Here is a 16,041-nt window from a genome sequence, read left to right as displayed (position 1 = left end):
TCCTTTTCCACCGCGGCCCTGCATCGCCGTCGAGCGCCATCGAGCGCCCATGGGCACAATCGGCAGAGGGACCAACCAGTGCCCTCCCCACCCATGTACCTCCCGCCCCACTTCGCCGAAAGCCGCCCGCAGGAATTGCACCGCGTGCTGCGCGAGCACCCCTTCGCCACCCTGGTCACCCAGGGACCGGACGGCCCGGACGCCAACCACCTGCCCTTCGAATTCGACCCCGCCGCCGGTCCGCACGGCCGGCTGATCGCCCACATCGCCCGCGCCAACCCGCTGCTGCACGACGTGCCCGACGGCGCCCCGGTGCTGGCCATCTTCCGCGCCGGCGACGCCTACATCTCGCCCAACTGGTACCCGAGCAAGCACGAGACCCATCGCCAGGTGCCCACCTGGAACTACCGGGTGGTGCATGTACACGGCCGCCTGCGTTTTCGCGACGACGAGAAGTTCGTGCGCGGCGTCGTCGCCCGGCTCACTCGCGCCCACGAAGCATCCGAGCCCCGGCCCTGGCGCATGGGCGATTCCGCGACCGACTTCATCGACGGCATGCTCCGGGCCATCGTCGGCATCGAGATCGACATCGAGCGCATCGTCGGCAAGTACAAGCTCAGCCAGAACAAGGAAACCCGCGACCGCCTCGGCGCCGCCGACGGCCTGGACCGCAACGCGCATCCCGAAGTCGCCCAGGCGATGCGCGAGGCCGGCGGACCACCGTCGAGCTGAAACCCAGGGCCTGCCCCCCCCCGGGCCGGCACCGATTCGGAATGACGTTGACGTCAAAGTAAAATAGCGGCCCAGCACCGCCGAAAGCCCCCGTGCCGTCCACCCAGCAGGCCGTCGTCGTCACCTACTCCATCGGCGAGCTCGCCCGCGAGTTCGACCTGACCACCCGCGCGATCCGTTTCTACGAAGACGTCGGGCTGATCCAGCCTGCCCGCCAGGGCGCCAATAGCCGGACCCGGGTCTACAGCGCACGCGACCGCGCCCGGCTCATGCTCACGCTGCGCGCCAAGCGCCTGGGCCTGAGCCTGACCGAAGCGCGCGAGCTGCTCGACATGTACGACGGCCCGCAGGACACCGCCGCGCAGCTGCAACGCCTGCTCGAACTGCTGGCCGCGCATCGCGGGGAACTCGAGGCACGCATGGCGGAACTGCAGACCGACATCGACGAGATCCGCGCCCGCGAACGCAAGGCACGCGGCCAGCTGGCCAAGGCGCAGCGCAACACTTCAACCCTAGAAACATGAACGCACCAACTCCACCGACCGCCCCGACCGCGCCCACCATCGACGACCTGTTCACCCACAACCGCCAGTGGGCCGCGCAGATGTTGCGCGATCGTCCCAACTTCTTCTCCGGCCTGGTCAAGCAGCAGACGCCCAAGTACATGTGGATCGGCTGCTCCGACAGCCGCGTGCCGGCCAACCAGATCACCGGCCTGGAGCCGGGCGAAGTCTTCGTGCACCGCAACGTCGCCAACATCGTGGTGCACTCCGACCTCAACGCCCTGTCGGCGATCCAGTTCGCGGTGGAACGGCTGAAGGTCGAGCACATCATGGTCGTCGGCCACTACGGCTGTTCCGGCGTACAGGCTGCGCTCGAAGGCGCCCGCATCGGCCTGGCCGACAACTGGCTGCGCCACATCCAGAGCACCCGCGACCGGCACCGCACCCTCATCGAAGGCCTGCCCGAAGGCCAGCGCGCCGATGCGCTGTGCGACCTGAACGTGATCGAACAGGTGGTCAACGTCTGCGTCAGCACCGTCATGCTCGACGCCTGGGCGCGCGGCCAGAAGGTATCGGTACACGGTTGGGCCTTCGGCGTGCACGACGGTCTGCTGCAAGACCTGGGGCTGCGCGTGTCGGGCGGGGACTCGCTCGACGGGCTCTACCTCGCAGCGCTGGAGCGCATCGCCCTGAAGCGCCGCGCAGGCTAGTCCCCGCCGCGTTCGCATCGGCGGCGCTTGCAAATCGCGTCGGTCAACCAGAAACAAGGAGACAAAAACCATGACCCAGCAGACAGACCCCATCGTCATCGTCGGTGCCGCCCGCACGCCCATGGGCGGCTTTCAGGGCGACTTCGCCAGCCTGGCCGCACATGACCTCGGCGGCGTGGCCATCGCCGCCGCCATGGAACGCGCCGGCATCGCACCAGACCTGGTCGGCGAAGTGCTCTTCGGCAACTGCCTCATGGCCGGTCAGGGCCAGGCGCCGGCGCGGCAGGCGGCGTTCAAGGGCGGACTGCCCAAGAGCGCCGGCGCGGTCACGCTCAGCAAGATGTGCGGCTCCGGCATGAAGGCCGCGATGCTGGCCCACGACATGCTGCTGGCCGGCAGCCACGAGGTCGTCGTCGCCGGCGGCATGGAGAGCATGACCAACGCGCCGCACCTGCTGCCCAAGGGCCGCGCCGGCATCCGCATCGGCCACGGACAGATCTTCGACCACATGATGCTCGACGGCCTGGAAGACGCCTACCAGGCCGGCCGCTCCATGGGCACCTTCGGCGAGGAATGCGCCGCGCACTACGGCTTCACCCGCCAGGCGCAGGACGCCTTCGCCACCACCAGCGTGCAGCGTGCCCACGCCGCCACGCTGGACGGCAGCTTCGCCGCCGAGATCGCGCCGGTCACGGTGAAGGGCCGCGGTGGCGACACCGTCGTCTCCATCGACGAAGGCCCGGGCAAGATCAAGCTCGACAAGATCCCGCAGCTCAAGCCGGCGTTCCAGAAGGACGGCACCATCACCGCCGCGTCCAGTTCGTCCATCAACGATGGCGCCGCCGCGCTGGTGATGATGCGGAGCTCCACCGCGCAGAAGCTGGGCGCCAAGCCGCTGGCCCGCATCGTGTCGCACGCCATGCATGCGCAGGCGCCCGAATGGTTCACCACCGCGCCGGTCGGCGCCACACAGAAGGCATTGGCCAAGGCCGGCTGGAACGTGGGCGACGTCGACCTGTGGGAGGTCAACGAAGCCTTCGCGGTGGTGCCGATGGCCTTGATGCGCGAACTCGACATCGGCCACGACATCGTCAACGTGCGCGGCGGCGCCTGCGCGCTGGGCCACCCCATCGGCGCCTCGGGCGCGCGCATTCTGGTGACACTGCTGCACGCCTTGCGCGACCGCGGTGCGCGGCGTGGACTGGCCACGCTGTGCATCGGCGGCGGCGAGGCGACCGCCATGGCGGTCGAGCTGCTCTAGCGACGCGGGCCGCTCAGGCGGCGGCGGTTTCGCTCAGCGCCGGGTAGTCGGTAAAGCCATGCGCGCCTTCGGCGTAGAAGGTGCCGGCATCCCAGGCATTGAGCGGCGCGCCAGCCTCGAAGCGCGCCGGCAGGTCCGGGTTGGCGATGAACAGCTTGCCGTAGGCCACCGCGTCAGCCTCGCCCGCGTCCAGCAGCTTCTGGCCGGCCGCCTGGTCCAGACCTTCGTTGGCGATGTAGGCGCCGCCGAACGCCGCCTTGAGCTGCGGCCCCAGGCGCGGCGCGGCCTGCGACTCGCGTGCGGCGATGAAGGCGATGCCACGGCGGCCGAGTTCGCGCGCCACGTAGCCGAAGGTGGCCGCCAGGTCCGAATCACCCATGTCGTGCGAGTCGGCGCGCGGCGCCAGGTGCATGCCGACACGGTCGGCGCCCCACACCGAGATGGCCGCGTCGGTCGCCTCCAGCAGCAGGCGGGCACGGTTCTCGATGGAGCCGCCGTAGGCGTCGGTGCGGCGGTTGGTGCCGTCCTGCAGGAACTGGTCGAGCAGATAGCCGTTGGCGCCGTGCAGCTGCACGCCGTCGAAGCCGGCGCGCTTGGCGTTGGCCGCGCCCACGCGGTAGGCCTCCACCACCTCGGCGATCTCGGCGAGCTCCAGCGCACGCGGCTGCACATAGGCCTGCTGCGGGCGGATCAGGCTGACATGGCCCTGGGGCGCGATCGCGCTCGGCGCCACCGGGGTGCGGCCGTCCAGATAGTCGGGGCTGGAGATGCGGCCCACGTGCCAGAGCTGCAGCACGATCAGGCCGCCGGCCGCGTGCACCGCGTCGGTCACCAGCTTCCAGCCTTGCACCTGCTCGTCCGACCAGATGCCCGGCGTGCGCGGGTAACCCACGCCCATCGGCGTGACCGAGGTGGCCTCGCTCAGGATCAGGCCGGCGCCGGCCCGCTGGGCGTAGTAGTCGGCCATGAGGCGGTTGGGCACGCGGCCCGGGCCGATCGCGCGGGTGCGGGTCAGCGGGGCCATCACGATGCGGTTCTTGAGCGACAGCGCGCCCATCTGCAGCGGGGAAAACAGGGTGGTCATATGCGACTTTTGTAGTGAAGACAGGAAAGCGAAAACCGGCCGGTCACGGCGCCTCGGGCAACAGCGAAGCGTGGTCCACCACGTAGCGCCAGCCTTCGGCCGCGCGGCGCGCCACATCGGAGAAGCGGCCCTGGAGCCGGACCATATCGCCGCCCTCGCGCGGTTGCAGTTCGAGGGTGAATAGTCCCCACGAAACCAGGACTTCGCCGCTGTGCAGCAATGGGCGTCCGAAATCGTGGCATGCGCGCGGTACTTGCTGAACATGTCGCGGTAGCCGCCGACGATCGTGGCGCGGCCGTGCAGCGCGTTGTCGGTGAGGGTGTAGGCCATCGTGGCGTCGTCGTTCAGACGTTCCATGGCGGCGGCATCGCCGCTGTCGACCGCCTGCAGCCATTGCTCGACCGCATCACCCGGCCCGTCCTGCACGGCGGCCGAGCGCTGCAGGGGTTGGGCCGCCTGCGCCGGCAAGGCCAGCAAAGCCAGGCCGAGCAAGCTTCTTGCGCAGCGCGCGGCAGGCGGCCCGGGTGCGCGCGGTCGTCGATTTATTCGACGGCGTTTTCCGGCACGATCTCCTCATCCGACACCACACCCCCGACGCGGCCGCCGCGCCGCCCGCCCCATGAAAGACACCGATCCCTGCTCCTGCGGTCGACCCGACGCACGAGGCCGCCCCCTGCCCTACCGCGACTGCTGCGGCCGTTGGCTGGAACACTTCGACGATGCCCCCGCCCCCGACGCCCAAGCCCTCATGCGTTCGCGCTACAGCGCCTTCGTGCTGGAGCGCGAGGCCTATCTGCTGGCCACCTGGCACCCGGATTTCCGCCCCGCGACGGTCGAATTCGACCCGGGCACCCGGTGGTTGGGACTGGAGGTGAAGTCGTTTCGGCCAATCGACACCGACCATGCCGAAGTCACATTCGTCGCCCGCCAACGCGATGCGAGTGGCAGAGCACACCGTCTTCAGGAAAAGAGCCGTTTCGTGCGCGAAGACGGCCGCTGGTACTACCAGAACGGCGACATCGCCTGAGCGCCGCTTCCAACGCAATCGCCTCCGGGCGCGCCGTCGAAACCCGCGCCGGTCAATGCGGCAAGACGGTGGGCGCAGCACCATGAAACCGCTCATATCCCCGTAGAGGCAGGCCAGGGTTTGCCTGGACTCGGCGAAGCCATCCCCGCGGGGGATGGCGTTTACACGCAGCGAAGCGAAGTGAAAAAGCCGAGGGGCTAAAGATACGTCGGCCGCCGGCCATACAGCACATCGGCCGACACCGCCACCCGCACCAGGCGATCCGGCACCGTCTTCTGAATCGCGAACTGCGGCAGCGCCGTATCGCGCCGCAGCGGCTGCATCAGCGCCTCGCCGTGGCGGTTGATGATCACCGCCACCTTCGGCGTACGGGCGCTCTCGCCCACGTGGGTCACCACCGCCGTCTCGCCGCCGGCCAGCAGCACGAAGCAGCCCGGCGGATAAATGCCCAGCTCCTTGATGAGGATGCTGGCGAACGGATCGTTGCGGCTCTGCAGGAACAGCTCGCGCGCGGCCTGGTGCGCCGGCAGCGGGCCGCGTCCGGTACGCGGGCTGTGCTTGGCGGTGAAGATGTCCACCAGCCGCAGCAGCTGCGACATCTCGCTCGGCCCCTCGACCCTGTTCGGATAGCCGCCACCGCCATGCACCTCGTGGTGCTGCTCCACCGCCAGCAGCCATTCGGCATCGCTCAATCCTGCAGCACGCAGCATGCGGGCGCTGGCCAGCGGATGCTGGGCGATCTCCTCGCGCTCGGCCTCGGTCGGCGGCACGCCTTCGGAGGCCAGCCGGCCCTGCAGGTCGAGGATGGACATGTTCATCGTCAGCGCCGCGCCGACCAGGCTCACGCAGCGCGTGCCGCTCCAGCCGATGCGCTGCGCCAGCACCGCGCACAGGGCCGCGCAATGCAGCGCGTGGGCCACGCCGTAGTTGTTGAGCCGCGTGTGGTCGTGGCGCAGGATCAGGTAGACCAGCTCGTCCGAATGCTCCTGCGCGGTCGACACGACCGAAGCCAGCGCCTGCCGAAGCCGCGCCAGAAACAGTCCGTCGCCCGGCGCGCGCAACAGGCCACCGATGCGGGCTTCGAGCGTGAGCCAGCGGTTGGGCAGGGTGTCGTCCTGATAGTCCGGGCCGTCTTCCGCATCGCCCATGCCGGGCACCGCGATGTCGACGAAAGCGCCACGCGCCTGCAACGCGTCGGCCATGCCGATGTCGCGCACCACCTGCCCGCGTGCCAGCAGCAGCTCGCCGCTGGCGGTGCGCACATCCCACGGCAGCGCCGCGCCCGCGACCACCTGCAGTCGTACTTCGTCGAAGGGAATCAGCTGCATCGCAAAAACCTCGGGCCTCACGCCGCGACCGACGTGTAGGAAATGAAATGGACCGCCAAATGTTACGGGTTTGCCCCCTGGTGATAAACCGCTAACTGGCGGGCATTTCGGCGGTAATTCCGGCGTTCGTGCAGCGAGGTCATGCGCGTTGGTCAAAATCGCCGCATGACCGACACCACTTCCTTCGCCGCCGCTCCCTCCTCCACCCCGGCCCAACAGGCCACCCCGTTGCCCTTCGACGCCGTGTTGTTCGACTGCGACGGCGTGCTGGTCGACTCCGAACCCATCACCGGCGCCGTGCTGCGCGACATGCTCGAAGAACGCGGCTGGACGCTGACCCATGCCGAGGTCATGCGCATCTTCGTCGGCAAGGCCGTGAAGGACGAGTCCGCGCTGATCGAGGCACAGACCGGCCGGCCGCTCACGCCGCAATGGTTCGCCGAGTTCTGGCAGCGCCGCAACGAGCGGCTGCAGGCCGAGCTGGTCGCGATTCCCGGCGCGCCCGAAGCCGTGCGCCGCATCCACGCGGCCTACGGCGGGCGCATCGCCTGCGCCTCGGGCGCCGACCGTGGAAAGATCGAACTGCAATTGCGCAAGATCGACCTGATCGACTGCTTCGACGGCCGTTACTTCAGCGGCCACGACCAGCCGCGCAGCAAGCCCTATCCGGATGTCTACCTGCACGCTGCCGCCGCGCTGGGCGTGGACCCGAAACGCTGCGCCGTGGTCGAGGACACGGTCACCGGTGCCACTGCCGGCGTGGCCGCGGGCGCGACGGTGTTCGGCTACAACCCGGGCGGGCCCGGGCACAGCGCGACGACGGACTTGCTGGCGGCGGGCGTGACGCGCGTATTCGGCAGCATGGCCGAGATCGCCGACTGGCTGACCCGGCCGGCAGACTAAAACGCGCGGGCAGACCAAGTAACCGGAGAAACTTGTTTTCGCAAGGCGACATGGAATGCCCGCAGTAAGCCGGGAGGATCTGCAACGATTCGGTTTTGTGACGGTGCGTTTTCAATAATTCACACCGGGTCAGATCCCACCATGGGATGGAAGCCTGCCATTATCCGGCTCCTTCGACCAGAGAAAATGCAGCGTGAAGTGATTATGTTTGATCGCCTGCTGCGGCCCGGCTTTGTCGACCGCCCACGCCACGCCAGTCACGTGGCTGACCGGAACGGACATCGGTCTGCCTTCTTATGGGACGTCGCATTATGACGGGACGGATCCGCACCCCATGGCGCCCGGCATCACCTGGAGCGCCACCGCCACGTCTTTGTTTGCACACAACCAATATGTCGGATTCGGCGACAACGGCCTATGGGGCGGAAACCTCCCATTCACGTTTCTGTCGAGCGCCACTGAAAGCATCCGATTCACTTTCGATTCGCCGGTCGCCGCAGTCGGCGGTTTCATCCACCATTTGAGTCATTACGACTCCAGCATGGCAATCTACGACAGCTGGAAACCTGATCGAATCGTCGCCATTGAACGTGGTGCCATACGACGGCGAGTTCCGCGGTTTTCAAACGACGAGCAATTCCATCTCGGTATTCGAATTGAAAGACGGCCACGTCGGTTTGCGCAGCCTGACCTACGCCTACGCCCCGGTCGCCGCCGTCCCGGAACCCGAGGTCTGCGCCATGCTCCTTGCAGGGCTTGGCTCCATCGGCACTATCGCTCGCCGCCGCGCTGTACGACCCATCCAGCTTGCTTGAGTAGACGGCCCCGAACGGCGGTCAGGTTGGCGGACTGCGGAAACTTCCTTATGCAAGTCTTGATGGAGCAACTGCATAAGCCATAAGGCTCTATAAAAATTCCAACTCCACGGATCGCACGTCATCAAAATGGATATCGAATTCCGACCAAATTTTTTGATCGAATTCGAACACCCATTGTCAAAACTCCTTAAACCAGGAAATACGTAGTGAAATCCGTCTTTTTAATTCTTAGTGCCGCATTGACTTTTTCGACAGCGCAAGCCTCACTGGTGACCTCCATCACGGGACAAAAGATTTCCTTTCCAGAACTTACAGATCCCTATGTAGACGAATATCAGGTGACCTCCGAGATCACATGGACCGGTGAAAACAGCCTTTTCGGCTATTCCGGCCTTTTTGGATTTAATGACAATGGGACCTGGGACGGAACACCCGCCTATACCGTGGCTGGTGGATTATCTTCAGCCTACGTGTTCTCCTTTTCCAATCCCGTGGCTGCGGTTGGCGGAATCTTAAATTCAATCTCAGAAGAATACGCCTATATGGCGATATTCGACAGCAATTACGATTTTATCGAAGATTACGATTTATCGATCAATAATTCAACAGGCGCCGGTGAATTTCACGGATTCCAAAGACCAACAAACGAAATTTCTCACTTCCTATTAGGAGGAGGCCACATAGCCCTGCGCGACCTCACCATCGCCTACGCCCCCCTTGCCGCCGTCCCCGAGCCCGAAACCTACGCCCTGCTCCTCGCAGGCCTGGGCCTCGTCTCCACCGCCGCCCGCCGCCGCGCCAAACACCCCGCCCTGACGACCTGACCGGTTGACCATCGCGCCACCCGCCCCCTAGAATCCGCCCCGCTCCGGGGTGCATGACATCGACATGCCGAGACGGCGATTCCTTTCGCCGAACCCGCGAACTTGAACCGGTTAGTACCGGCGTAAGAAGAGCTGCAGTTCACCAGTCCCCCGGCCGTCATCCGTCCGGGGGCGCACTGGCCCCGAACGATTTGCGGAGCACCCACCGTCCACCGACAACCGGAGTGCTCCCATGAATGCCCCCACCGATTTCCCCCTGCTGCTCGCCCGAAGCCGCGAACCCTTTCCCGCCTCGAGCAAGGGCCGCATCACCGGCAGCCGGCCCGACCTGCAAGTGCCGGTGCGCGATGTGGCCCTGACCAACGGTGAAGTCGTCTCGCTCTACGACACCTCCGGCGCGTACTCCGACCCCATGGCCGACATCGACGTGCGGCGCGGCCTGCCCGACGTGCGCGGCGCCTGGATCGCCGAGCGCGGCGATACCGAAAGCTACGCCGGCCGCATCGCCCGCATGCTCGACGACGGCGGCAGCCATGAGGCGCGCGACGGCGCCGCCATCGCCCGGCTGCGCGCCGAAGCCGCCGGCCTGCAGCGCACCCCACGCCGTGCACGCGGCGGCGGCAATGTCACCCAGATGCACTACGCGCGGCGCGGCATCGTCACGCCCGAGATGGAATACGTGGCCCTGCGCGAGAACGGCCGCGCCGAATGGCGCGCCGCCTACGAAGCCGACACCGAGCGCGCCCGCCGCGTGGCCGGCCACCCGATGGGCGCGCAGCTGCCGCGCGTCATCACCCCAGAGTTCGTGCGCGACGAGGTGGCGCGCGGCCGGGCCATCATCCCGGCCAACATCAACCACCCGGAAGTCGAGCCGATGGCCATCGGCCGCAACTTCAAGGTGAAGATCAACGCCAACATCGGCAATTCGGCGGTCACCTCCAGCATCGAGGAGGAGGTGGAAAAACTGGTCTGGGCGATCCGCTGGGGCGCCGACAACGTGATGGACCTCTCCACCGGCCGCCAGATCCACACCACCCGCGACTGGATCGTGCGCAACAGCCCGGTGCCGATCGGCACGGTGCCGATCTACCAGGCGCTGGAGAAGGTGGGCGGCATCGCCGAGGACCTGACCTGGGAGCTCTACCGCGACACGCTGATCGAGCAGGCCGAGCAGGGCGTGGACTACTTCACCATCCACGCCGGCCTGCGCCTGCCCTTCATCCACCTCACCGCCAAGCGCATGACCGGCATCGTCTCGCGCGGCGGCTCGATCATGGCCAAGTGGTGCATCGCCCACCACCGCGAAAGCTTCCTCTACACCCGCTTCGAGGACATCTGCGACATCATGAAGCAGTACGACGTGAGCTTTTCGCTCGGCGACGGACTGCGCCCGGGCTCCGGCGCCGACGCCAACGACGAGGCCCAGTTCGCCGAGCTGCGCACCCTGGGCGAGCTCACGCAGATCGCCTGGAAGCACGACGTGCAGACCATGATCGAAGGCCCGGGCCATGTGCCGATGCACCTGATCCAGGCCAACATGGACGAGCAGCTGCGCCTGTGCCACGAGGCGCCCTTCTACACGCTCGGGCCGCTCACCATCGACATCGCGCCGGGCTACGACCACATCGCCTCGGCCATCGGCGCGGCCATGATCGGCTGGGCCGGCACCGCGATGCTCTGCTACGTCACGCCCAAGGAACACCTGGGCCTGCCCGACCGCGACGACGTGAAGCAGGGCATCGTCGCCTACCGCATCGCCGCGCACGCGGCCGACGTGGCCAAGGGCCATCCCGGCGCCCGGGCGCGCGACGACGCGCTGAGCCGGGCGCGCTTCGAATTCCGCTGGCAGGACCAGTTCAACCTCGGCCTGGACCCGGACACCGCCCGCGACTTCCACGACGAGACGCTGCCGAAAGACAGCAGCAAGACCGCCCATTTCTGCTCGATGTGCGGACCGAAGTTCTGCTCCATGAAGATCTCGCAGGAGGTGCGCGACTTCGCGGCCGAACGCGGGCTCGACGAACAGGCGGCGCTGGCCGAAGGCATGGCCGGCAAGTCGGCCGAGTTCCGCGCGGCCGGCGGCGAGGTCTACATCCCGATCCAGGCGGCCTGAGATGGCCCGCATCGCGATCGCCGGGGCCGGCCTGCTGGGCCGGTTGCTGGCCTGGCGGCTCGGCCACGCCGGCCACGAGGTGGAGGTCTTCGACCCCGCCGACGGCCCCCTGCCGCGCTACGACGGCCACGGCGCGGCCGCCTTCAGCGCAGCCGGCATGCTGAGCCCGACCGCCGAACTCGACCGGGCCGACGCGCACCTCGCCACGCTCGGCTGGCGTTCCATCGCGCTGTGGCGCGGCATCGTCGACGCGCTGGAGGAACCCACGCTGCTGACCGAGCGCGGCAGCCTGCTGCTGGCGCATCGCGGCGACCGGACCATGGCCGAACGCATGCTGCAACGCCTGTCGGCCAGCGCCCGGCCGCCCCGCGCGCTGGACGCCGATGCGCTGACCTCGCTGGAACCCGCCCTGGCGGGCGCAGCCCACGCCTGGCTGCTGCCGGGCGAGGCGCAGATCGATCCGCCCGCCACGCTGGCGCGCCTGCACGACGGCGCCTCGGCCTCGGTGCGCTGGCATTGGCGATCGCCGGTCGACCGGCTCGACGCCCACACCGTCGATGCCGCATCGGCCGCCGGCCGCTACGACCGCGTGTTCGACGTGCGCGGCCTCGGCGCCCGCGAAAAGCACGGACCGATGCGCGAGCTGCGCGGCGTGCGCGGCGAGACCGTCTGGCTCCATCTGCCCGGTCACGGGCTGACCCGGCCGGTGCGGCTGCTGCATCCGCGCCATGCGGTGTATCTGCTGCCACGCGGCCAGCACCGGTTGTTCGTCGGCGCCAGCGAGATCGAATCGGAAGACCGCTCGCCGGTCTCGCTGCGCAGCGCAGTCGAGCTGATGGCCGCAGCCCACAGCGTGATGCCGGCGCTGGCCGAAGCCCGCATCGAACGGCTCGACCGCCAGCTCCGGCCCGCCCTGCCCGACCACCGGCCCTGCATCGACACCTCGGCAGGCACCGTGCGCATCAACGGCCTGTTCCGACACGGCTGGCTGGTGGCGCCCGCGCTGGTCGACGACGCCCTGGCCGCCACCGGACTGCGGCAGGAGAGCGCCCATGCCTGACATCGAGATCCGGCTTGGCGACCAGCCGCACAACGTGCCCGAAGGCAGCAATCTGGCCGAGCTGATCGCGGCCCTGAACCATGCGCCGACATCGGTCGCCAGCGCGGTCAACGGCGACTTCGTGCGGCGCGAACGGCGCGCCGCCACCGGCCTGCAGCCCGGCGACCGGGTGCTGCTGGTGCGTCCCATCGTAGGAGGCTGACACCCATGGAACCGATCACGCATCCAGCCGATGCGGGCGCCGACGACTGGCAGGTCGCCGGCACCGTGCTGCGCGGCCGATTCCTGCTGGGCACCGCCGGCTATCCCTCGCCCGGCACGCTCTCGCGCGCCATCGCCACGGCCGCCCCTGCAGCCGTCACCGTTGGGCTGCGCCGCGCGCTAGCCGCGGGCGCGGACAACGGCTTCGTCGCCACCGTCGCGCGCGCCGCCGAGGCCGTCGGCGCACGGCTGCTGCCCAACACCGCCGGCTGCCGTAGCGCGCGCGAGGCGGTGCTGCTGGCGCAGATGGCGCGCGAGCTCTACGGCACCGCCTGGATCAAGCTGGAGGTCGTGGGCGACGAGCACACCCTGCAGCCCGACCCGTTGGAGCTGGTGGCCGCCGCGCGCGAACTGGTGCGCGACGGCTTCGTCGTCTGGCCCTACTGCACCGACGACCTGGTCACCGGCCGCCGCCTGCTCGACGTCGGCTGCCCGGTGCTGATGCCCTGGGGCGCGCCGATCGGCTCCGGCCAGGGGCTGATCAACCCGTTCGCGCTGCGTACGCTGCGCGAACGACTGCCGGACGCGGTGCTCATCGTCGACGCCGGCATCGGTGCGCCGTCGCATGCGGCCCAGGCGCTGGAGATGGGATTCGACGCGGTACTGCTGAACACCGCCGTGGCCCAGGCACGCGAGCCGGTCGCCATGGCCCGGGCCTTTCGCCTGGCCATCGAAGCCGGCCGCACCGCCTGCCGCGCCGGCGTGATCGCGCGGCAGGACTTCGCCGTGGCCAGCACCCCGGTGGCGGGCGATGCCTTCCTGATCGGCCCCGCATGACGGCGCCGCCCATCGTGTGGACGGTCGCCGGCACCGACAGCGGCGGCGGCGCCGGCATCGCCGCCGACCAGCGCGCGGCCGATGCCTGCGGCGTGCACCTGTGCACCCTGGTGACCGCCGTCACCGCGCAGAACTCCCGGGGCGTGCAACGCATCGACCTGCTGCCGACCGCCACGCTCGAAGCCCAGTTCGCCGCGCTCCAGGACGACATGCCGCCGGCCGCCATCAAGACCGGCCTGCTCGGTGGCCCGCAGCAGGTCGCCTGCGTGGCGCATTGGGTGGACCGCTTGCGCGCCCGCGCCCCGGTGGCGCTGGTGGTCGACCCGGTGCTCTCGGCCAGCACCGGCGCCGCGTTCGCCGACGACGCCACCCTGGCTGCCTGCCGCGCACTGCTGCTGCCGCGCGCCAGCCTGGTCACGCCCAACCGACGCGAGGCCGCACGACTGGCCGGCCTGCCCGACGACACGCCGTCGCCCACGCTGGCGGCGGCCCTGCGCGCACGCGGCGCGGCCAGCGTCTGCGTGACCGGCGGCGATGAGCCCGCCACCGACGGCCTGGCGCTGGACTGGGTCGCCTCGCCGCAGGCCGACGGCTGGCTGGCCCTGCCGCGTATCGACACGCCGCACCACCACGGCACCGGCTGCACCTTCGCCACCGCCGCGGCCTCGGCCCTGGCGCGCGGTTTCGTGGCGGCCGATGCGCTGGTACTGGCCAAGATGGCGACCGCGTCGGCCCTGCGGCACGGCGCGGCGGCCGGGCACGGCGCGGGACCGGTGCGTGCCCGGGCAGGTTTCGTGTCGGACGCTTCGCTGATGCCGCAGATGAGCTGGTGCGCCGCGCCGCGCTTTGCACCGTTCATCGCGCCGGGCTTCGCGGCAACGCCACCGCCGGCCCTGGGCCTCTACGCCATCGTCGACCGTGCCGAGCGGGTGGCGCAGGTGGTCGAGGCCGGCGTGCGCACGGTGCAGCTGCGCATCAAGTCACCGTCGCGGCCCGCCGCCGGATGGATGAACCCGCTGCGCGACGAGATCGCCGCTGCCACGGCCTGCTGCCGAGCGGCCGGCGCGATGCTCTTTGTCAACGACCACCACGCGCTGGCGGTGGCCGCCGGCGCGCCCGGCGTACACCTGGGCCAGGAAGACATCGCCCTGCTCGACGACGCCGGGCGCGCAGCCCTGGTGGCCCCGGGCGCGCCGGCACTCGGCGTCAGCGCGCACAGCCTGTGGGAGCTGGCCCGCGCCCGCTCGCTGGCGCCGCGCTACATCGCCTGCGGCCCGGTCTGGCCCACGCTCACCAAGCGGATGCCGTGGCGGCCGCAGGGCCTGCACAACCTCGCCTGGTGGACGGCCATGGCGGGCGCGCCGGTGGTGGCCATCGGCGGCATCCTCACCGCGGACCGGGCGCGGCAGGCGGCCGGCACCGGCGCCGACGGCATCTGCGTGGTGCGCGGCCTGGGCGAGCGGCCGGCGCAGACCGTGCCGGGCCTGCAGGCCGCCCTCGCCCAGGCGCGCGCCGAGGCGCACCGCAAGGCGCCGGACGGGCGGGACCGGCCGGACTGGCCGGACTGGCCGACACCCAGCCTGTGAGCGCGCTCAGGTGCGGGTGGCGTCCAGCTTGCGCTCGTAACGATCCACCTCGGCGCGGGCCGCGAGATGCACCGCGCCGGGCACCTGGCAGAGCTCGTCTTCGATGCGCTCGCGCCGATAGTCGACCCCCTCGCACGGGCCGGCCAGGCCCCGCCGCAGGCATTCGAGGCCGATGGTGCGCAGCTTCGGGCCCAGGCACCGGATCACCGGCATCGCGGCCTCGAAGGCCGGCCCGTGATCGCCCGCATACATCTGGCGAATGCCGAGCAGCAGCGGTATCAACACCCGAATGGCACGCTCCTGGGGCCATTCGGCGGCCTGGTCGAGCAGGCGCCTGAACTTCGCGAACACACGGGGATCGCGTTGCGCGAACGACCCCTGGTAGCCCAGGTCGCCCCGCCAGAGCCATTCGGCCAGCACGCGGGCGACCCGGTCCTGTGCATGCGGCGGCATATGGGCGGTGGCGTCGATCAGCGTATCGAACGCGCCATGGACCGCATCCGGGCCGAACGGCCGCACGCTCAAATCGCTCACCGCCTGGAGCGTGCGCTCCAGGCGGGCCTGGGTATGCGGCGGGAAACCCATCGTCGCCGCATCCACCGACAGCCGCTCCAGCCAGCCGTGCCGATGCTCGGACCGCAGGCCCAGCAGCGCGACGGCGGCCGCATGGATCACCGGCTCGGCATGCCGCACCGGATGCAGCGACTCCATCTCGTACAGGGCCTCGGCCAGCACGTTGGGCAGCCGGTCAGACCGCAGCATGCGGTCGGCCAGCCGCGCGGCCGCCAGCGGCACGACCGACGGCCACCGGTGCACGCTGCGGTGCAGCGTGCGGCTGGTCGCCGCCAGCGCGGCCGTATCGCGGGGCGGCAGGTAGGAAAAGATCATCTGGCGCATCTCCTCGGGCAATCTTTCCAGCGGGCTCAAGGCATGCAGCCCCGGCGCCTGTACCGGGCTGGCCGGGTCGGTGGGCGAGGCGTGGCCGGTCGTGGAAGTCAGCCGCGTGATCGGTGGGTTCGCGCAATGAATGGGCGGGGGAAAGGACATGGCGTCT

General features: G+C 69.4%; 16 protein-coding genes, 1 pseudogene and 1 riboswitch. Of the genes and pseudogenes, 13 read left to right on the top strand and 4 right to left on the bottom strand.

Annotated elements, in window-relative coordinates; genetic code table 11:
• Window positions 1-93: 93 nt before the first annotated feature.
• From R9X41_RS04975 to R9X41_RS04960, 4 genes are all read left to right on the top strand, one after another.
• Complete coding sequence (locus R9X41_RS04975) at window positions 94-732, top strand: FMN-binding negative transcriptional regulator (RefSeq protein ID WP_318633781.1); 639 nt, start codon at window positions 94-96, stop codon at window positions 730-732.
• 92 nt (window positions 733-824) lie between these two features.
• Window positions 825-1,256 (top strand): MerR family transcriptional regulator, encoded by a 432-nt coding sequence (locus R9X41_RS04970; RefSeq protein WP_318633780.1) that lies wholly within the window; start codon window positions 825-827, stop codon window positions 1,254-1,256.
• On the top strand, window positions 1,253-1,945 hold the full coding sequence (gene can / locus R9X41_RS04965; protein ID WP_318633779.1) for a carbonate dehydratase: 693 nt from the start codon (window positions 1,253-1,255) through the stop codon (window positions 1,943-1,945). The genes R9X41_RS04970 and can overlap by 4 nt, the downstream gene beginning before the upstream one ends.
• A gap of 70 nt (window positions 1,946-2,015) precedes the next feature.
• On the top strand, window positions 2,016-3,206 hold the full coding sequence (locus R9X41_RS04960; protein WP_318633778.1) for an acetyl-CoA C-acyltransferase: 1,191 nt from the start codon (window positions 2,016-2,018) through the stop codon (window positions 3,204-3,206).
• A 13-nt stretch (window positions 3,207-3,219) separates the two neighbouring features.
• On the opposite strand, the gene R9X41_RS04955 is transcribed toward R9X41_RS04960, so the two are convergent.
• Window positions 3,220-4,290, bottom strand: a complete 1,071-nt coding sequence (locus R9X41_RS04955) for an alkene reductase (RefSeq protein WP_318635154.1) — start codon at window positions 4,288-4,290, stop codon at window positions 3,220-3,222.
• Between the two features lie 619 nt (window positions 4,291-4,909).
• Between R9X41_RS04955 and R9X41_RS04950 the strand changes: the two genes are divergently transcribed.
• Entirely contained in the window at window positions 4,910-5,317 is a 408-nt protein-coding gene (locus tag R9X41_RS04950) for a YchJ family protein (protein WP_318633777.1), read from the top strand.
• A 197-nt stretch (window positions 5,318-5,514) separates the two neighbouring features.
• Here R9X41_RS04950 and R9X41_RS04945 read toward each other — a convergent pair whose 3' ends face one another.
• Window positions 5,515-6,645, bottom strand: coding sequence for an HD-GYP domain-containing protein (locus R9X41_RS04945; RefSeq protein WP_318633776.1), 1,131 nt, complete (start codon window positions 6,643-6,645; stop codon window positions 5,515-5,517).
• 165 nt (window positions 6,646-6,810) lie between these two features.
• Here R9X41_RS04945 and R9X41_RS04940 point away from each other — a divergent pair, with 165 nt between their 5' ends.
• A complete protein-coding gene (locus R9X41_RS04940) occupies window positions 6,811-7,548 on the top strand; it encodes an HAD family hydrolase (protein WP_318633775.1) in 738 nt (245 codons plus the stop codon).
• A 129-nt stretch (window positions 7,549-7,677) separates the two neighbouring features.
• Here R9X41_RS04940 and R9X41_RS04935 read toward each other — a convergent pair whose 3' ends face one another.
• Entirely contained in the window at window positions 7,678-7,830 is a 153-nt protein-coding gene (locus R9X41_RS04935) for a hypothetical protein (RefSeq protein WP_318633774.1), read from the bottom strand.
• Between the two features lie 425 nt (window positions 7,831-8,255).
• Here R9X41_RS04935 and R9X41_RS23655 point away from each other — a divergent pair.
• The 7 genes and pseudogenes from R9X41_RS23655 to thiD form a co-directional block, all read left to right on the top strand.
• Window positions 8,256-8,363, top strand: a pseudogene (locus tag R9X41_RS23655) (PEP-CTERM sorting domain-containing protein); the annotation flags it as partial.
• A 209-nt stretch (window positions 8,364-8,572) separates the two neighbouring features.
• Window positions 8,573-9,190, top strand: a complete 618-nt coding sequence (locus R9X41_RS04925; protein WP_318633773.1) for a PEP-CTERM sorting domain-containing protein — start codon at window positions 8,573-8,575, stop codon at window positions 9,188-9,190.
• 35 nt (window positions 9,191-9,225) lie between these two features.
• Window positions 9,226-9,336, top strand: a riboswitch (TPP riboswitch).
• A gap of 86 nt (window positions 9,337-9,422) precedes the next feature.
• Window positions 9,423-11,303: a phosphomethylpyrimidine synthase ThiC gene (thiC, locus tag R9X41_RS04920; RefSeq protein WP_318633772.1), complete on the top strand. Its 1,881-nt coding sequence runs from the start codon at window positions 9,423-9,425 to the stop codon at window positions 11,301-11,303.
• Between the two features lies 1 nt (window position 11,304).
• Window positions 11,305-12,363, top strand: coding sequence for an FAD-dependent oxidoreductase (locus R9X41_RS04915; RefSeq protein WP_318633771.1), 1,059 nt, complete (start codon window positions 11,305-11,307; stop codon window positions 12,361-12,363).
• Window positions 12,356-12,565: a sulfur carrier protein ThiS gene (thiS, locus tag R9X41_RS04910; RefSeq protein ID WP_318633770.1), complete on the top strand. Its 210-nt coding sequence runs from the start codon at window positions 12,356-12,358 to the stop codon at window positions 12,563-12,565. The genes R9X41_RS04915 and thiS overlap by 8 nt, the downstream gene beginning before the upstream one ends.
• Before the next feature lie 5 nt (window positions 12,566-12,570).
• Window positions 12,571-13,401 (top strand): thiazole synthase, encoded by an 831-nt coding sequence (locus R9X41_RS04905; RefSeq protein WP_318633769.1) that lies wholly within the window; start codon window positions 12,571-12,573, stop codon window positions 13,399-13,401.
• Window positions 13,398-14,987 (top strand): bifunctional hydroxymethylpyrimidine kinase/phosphomethylpyrimidine kinase, encoded by a 1,590-nt coding sequence (thiD, locus tag R9X41_RS04900; RefSeq protein ID WP_318633768.1) that lies wholly within the window; start codon window positions 13,398-13,400, stop codon window positions 14,985-14,987. Before R9X41_RS04905 ends, thiD begins: the two co-directional genes overlap by 4 nt.
• 6 nt (window positions 14,988-14,993) lie before the next feature.
• Here thiD and R9X41_RS04895 read toward each other — a convergent pair whose 3' ends face one another.
• Complete coding sequence (locus R9X41_RS04895) at window positions 14,994-16,034, bottom strand: F-box protein (protein WP_318633767.1); 1,041 nt, start codon at window positions 16,032-16,034, stop codon at window positions 14,994-14,996.
• Window positions 16,035-16,041 lie beyond the last annotated feature (7 nt).

The organism is Xylophilus sp. GOD-11R, assembly GCF_033546935.1.
Taxonomy (GTDB): domain Bacteria; phylum Pseudomonadota; class Gammaproteobacteria; order Burkholderiales; family Burkholderiaceae_C; genus Xylophilus.
The sequence above is the reverse complement of the archived record's forward strand: the minus strand, read 5'-3'. Positions and strand labels throughout refer to the sequence as shown.